This is a genomic window from Streptomyces kebangsaanensis (genome assembly GCF_001906585.1).
Taxonomy (GTDB): Bacteria; Actinomycetota; Actinomycetes; order Streptomycetales; family Streptomycetaceae; genus Streptomyces; species Streptomyces kebangsaanensis.
Genome location: NZ_JUJA01000167.1, coordinates 138862 through 142682, shown reverse-complemented (window position 1 = coordinate 142682; position 3821 = coordinate 138862). Strand labels below are relative to the sequence as shown.

Below are 3821 nucleotides of genomic sequence, written 5' to 3'. Positions count from 1 at the left end.
GGGCGCCGGCCAGCCACAGTCGCCGGGTACCGGGGACGCGGGAGCCGTCGGGGGCCCAGCTGCTCTCCCAGGGCGGGAGCTGCGGGGGCCGGGAGGGGAGTTCTGGCATGGGTTGTTCCTTCAACGGCGCCCAGGGGGACGCCGCCGGGATGTGAGGGGGTGGTTGTTGAACTCTGGAACACTAGTGGACCAAGTGCCCCTGGAGGGACCGTTCTTGGCGAGTGATGTCCCCGAGTTCTCAAGTTCTCCCGCCACACCGCCCGTTGAGTCGTTTCACCCGCCGTGCACGGTCGTGCGCCGCGCTCTCTACGCTCCCCGCATGGGATACCTCATGCTCGCCGCCGCCATCGCCGCGGAAGTCGCCGCCACGACCGCCATGAAGTACAGCGAGGGCTTCAGCAGACTCGGGCCCTCGCTGGTGACGGTCGTCGGCTACGTCGTCTCCTTCGCGCTGCTCGCCCAGACCCTCAAGACCCTGTCCATCGGCACCGCCTACGCGATCTGGTCCGGCGTCGGCACCGCGGCCGTGGCCGCGATCGGCCTGGTGCTCTTCAGCGAGGCGCTGACCCTGACCAAGGTCGCCGGGATCGTGCTGATCGTGGGCGGGGTGGTGGTGCTGAACCTGGGCGGGGCCCACTGACCCGGGAGCGACGGCCCGGCTGTGCCGGACCGGCCCATGAGACGGTCCCGGCACCGGTTCGCCGGTGCGCGCGGGGGCGGGTTAGGTTTCCTTCCATGACCGACACGACTGCTCCTCGCACCACCGGCGCCGTGGCCGCCGGACTCGCCACGATCGCCGCCGACGGCACCGTTCTCGACACCTGGTTCCCCGCGCCCGAACTGACGGCCGAGCCCGGCCCGGCCGGTACCGAGCGGCTGTCCGCCGAGCGGGCCGCGGAACTGCTCGGCGGCAGCGCGACCGCGGCGACCGGGCCGGACGCCCGCCGGGGCGTCGAGGTGGTCGCGGTCCGCACGGTCATCGCCTCGCTCGACGAGAAGCCGGTCGACGCGCACGACGTCTACCTGCGCCTGCACCTGCTCTCCCACCGGCTGGTCAAGCCGCACGGACTGAGCCTGGACGGCATCTTCGGCTTCCTCGCCAACGTCGCCTGGACCTCGCTCGGCCCGGTCGCCGTCGACGACGTCGAGAAGGTGCGCCTGAACGCCCGCGCCGAGGGCCTGCACCTGCAGGTGACCTCCGTCGACAAGTTCCCGCGCATGACGGACTACGTCGCACCCAAGGGCGTCCGCATCGCCGACGCCGACCGCGTCCGCCTCGGCGCGCACCTCGCCGAGGGCACCACCGTGATGCACGAGGGCTTCGTCAACTTCAACGCCGGCACCCTCGGCACCTCCATGGTCGAGGGCCGCATCTCCGCCGGCGTCGTGATCGGCGACGGCTCGGACATCGGCGGCGGCGCCTCCACCATGGGCACGCTCTCCGGCGGCGGCAACGTGATCATCTCCATCGGCGAGCGCTGCCTGATCGGCGCCGAGGCGGGCGTGGGCATCGCGCTCGGCGACGAGTGCGTGGTCGAGGCCGGCCTCTACGTCACCGCGGGCACCCGTGTGACCATGCCCGACGGCGAGATCGTCAAGGCCCGCGACCTCTCCGGCGCCTCCCACATCCTCTTCCGCCGCAACTCGGTCACCGGCGCGGTCGAGGCCCGCCCCAACAACGCGGTCTGGGGCGGCCTGAACGAGGTCCTGCACAGCCACAACTGACCACTGGCGGCCGTGACCTGCGGCCGCCCAACCGATCCGCTGCGACCTGCTGCCGAGCTGTCGGCACCTGTCGACGTCGGTCACCACCGAGCGCCCTTCCACGGCCCCAGGACGGCCCGGGAGGGCGCTCGTGCGTCGGGGAGCACCCGCCGTGAGCACCGCTGTAGGAGTTCGGTCCGTGGACCGTGCGGGCGGCGCCCCTTCCAGTCCCGAACCAGGTCTTCTCGCTGAGCGCCGTGGTTGGCCAGACGGGCCAACCACGGCGCTCAGTCACAGGCGCCGATACTGCCCTCGTCCGCGTTCCTGCCGGCAAGAGGGCTTCGGCGGGATTGGTGGTGCCGTCATCGGCCTCGCTGTCAGAGAAGACAAGCTCAGGGACGCACACCCGGCTCGTTCACGGCAGCCGCGAACCTCTGCACGGCTGAGACCCTGATCAGGGTTTCCTCTGTCGTGACCTTGGAGTCGATCATTCCGCCGACGAGCATCATCGTGCGTTCACCCCGGTACTCGTAGGTCTTTGGATCGAGGAGCAGCTCGTCCCGGCGGTGGGTCTCCCTGGTGAACGGGTTGTCGTCCGAGGGGTGGACGGCCAGGGCAGGCCTGCCCATCGCGTCCTCGACGAGCTGCGGACGGACCACCACGCCGGGGATCGTCTTGAGCGCGCGGAAGAGCGACAGGCGGACCTCGAACGGAATGGTGTCCGCGCTGGAGAACGTGTACTGGATCCGCTGGTAATCGCCCCCGAGGCGGATCACCTCAGAGAGAGACCGCAGCAGCTGCTGCGGCTCGCTCGGCAGTTTCTCCACCTTCTGACGCAGCTTCTTCGGCGATCCGGCGTCCGCCTCGCCGATCACCGAATCCAGGACGCCGTGCGGCAGCATGCGGCGGATCTTGCCGCTGCCGTACTGCGTCCAGGTCTCCTGCGTGAGCTCCATGTATGCCGGGGCGCCCTTCTCGGAAACGGGATTAAGGTCGTCGCGGAAGTTGAGCGTCGACTGCCGAGTCAGGATCTTCTGGTAGAGCCACTGACCGTCGGTGGGTTCGGGAGACGTGGCGTACTCGGCCTCCACCCGGTGGGTGTCGGTCGTCGGCGTCACCTGCGCCACCAGCACCGCCGCCACCGCCACCCCGGCGGCAGCGCCCGCCGCGGCGAGCTTCCAGCCGGCCCGTGGCCAAAAGCGGCGGCGCTGCCTCCGTTCGGCGGCGTCCAGCAGCCTCTGCCGCCCAGGCGCCAGCCGGGCCCGGTCAGGGGCGGGCGCGTCCGGCCGGAAGTTCTTCAGCGTCGTCATCTCATCCATGGCCGGCCTCCGGGGCGAAATCCTGCACGAGAGTGGGGTCGTCGCCCAGCGCGGAGCGCACCTTCCTGCGCGCCCGGTTGAGTCGGGAACGGACGGTGCCGACCGGGATGGCGAGCGCCTCGGCGACCTCCTGATAGCTGAGGTCGGCCCATGCGACGAGGAGCAGTACGTGCCGGTCGCCGCCGGACAGCGAGGCGAGCGCGCCAGCGAGGAGGCGGTGGGCGGCCTGCGCGGTGACCCGGTCGTCCGCGTGATCGACCCAGGACTCGGTGACCGAGTCGTGGCCGGTGCGGGCGAGCGCCCTCAGGGCGCGCTCCTCGGTGCGGCGCTGCTTGCCGATCAGGTTGGCGGCGATGCCGAAGAACCAGGGCCGGGCGTTCGTGCGGGTCAGGTCGTAGCGCGAGCGGGCCCGGAACGCCACGAGGAAGGTGTCGGCCGTAAGGTCGTCGGCGGCCGCGTCGCCGAGCCGCCGCATGACGTAGCTGTGGACATCGGCGGCGTACCGGTTGTACAACACGGCGAAGACCTCGGGTCGCCGCAGGGACTGGGCAATGGCGGACGAGTCATCGTGGTGGTGCTCGTGGTCGTCGTGCCCGACGTCCGGTGGGCCGGTCACGGGGTCTCCGTCTCTGACGTATGTGGTCACACTCTCTCTTCCCCGGTGGGACCCGCCGAGTTCACGCCGGATGTCGTGTCCACGCCAAGGCTGGTCGCTCAGCTCGAAAGCCCGCAACACCAAGCTGACACTCTCGAGACCGAGCTCACCGACACGCTCGCGCCCTATATCCTGCGGCAGGG

The 3821-nt window shown here is 70.7% G+C and carries 4 protein-coding genes; 2 read left to right on the top strand and 2 right to left on the bottom strand.

Annotated elements, in window-relative coordinates; genetic code table 11:
* Positions 1 to 319 precede the first annotated feature (319 nt).
* Positions 320 to 640 carry a DMT family transporter gene (locus RH94_RS35435; protein ID WP_073952401.1) on the top strand — a complete coding sequence of 107 codons (321 nt, stop codon included), beginning with the start codon at positions 320 to 322 and terminating at the stop codon, positions 638 to 640.
* Positions 641 to 735: 95 nt separating this feature from the next.
* Positions 736 to 1725: a 2,3,4,5-tetrahydropyridine-2,6-dicarboxylate N-succinyltransferase gene (gene dapD / locus RH94_RS35430; protein ID WP_073952400.1), complete on the top strand. Its 990-nt coding sequence runs from the start codon at positions 736 to 738 to the stop codon at positions 1723 to 1725.
* Positions 1726 to 2096: 371 nt separating this feature from the next.
* On the opposite strand, the gene RH94_RS35425 is transcribed toward dapD, so the two are convergent.
* Positions 2097 to 3023 carry a hypothetical protein gene (locus RH94_RS35425; protein ID WP_143204111.1) on the bottom strand — a complete coding sequence of 309 codons (927 nt, stop codon included), beginning with the start codon at positions 3021 to 3023 and terminating at the stop codon, positions 2097 to 2099.
* Positions 3016 to 3639 (bottom strand): RNA polymerase sigma factor, encoded by a 624-nt coding sequence (locus RH94_RS35420; protein ID WP_073952398.1) that lies wholly within the window; start codon positions 3637 to 3639, stop codon positions 3016 to 3018. Before RH94_RS35420 ends, RH94_RS35425 begins: the two co-directional genes overlap by 8 nt.
* Positions 3640 to 3821 lie beyond the last annotated feature (182 nt).

Bases quoted from the DNA above. Each gene is read 5' to 3' on its own strand.
- RH94_RS35435 (WP_073952401.1), top strand. From the start codon at position 320: ATGGGATACCTCATGCTCGCCGCCGCCATCGCCGCGGAAGTCGCCGCC.
- dapD (WP_073952400.1), top strand. From the start codon at position 736: ATGACCGACACGACTGCTCCTCGCACCACCGGCGCCGTGGCCGCCGGA.
- RH94_RS35425 (WP_143204111.1), bottom strand. From the start codon at position 3,023: ATGGATGAGATGACGACGCTGAAGAACTTCCGGCCGGACGCGCCCGCC.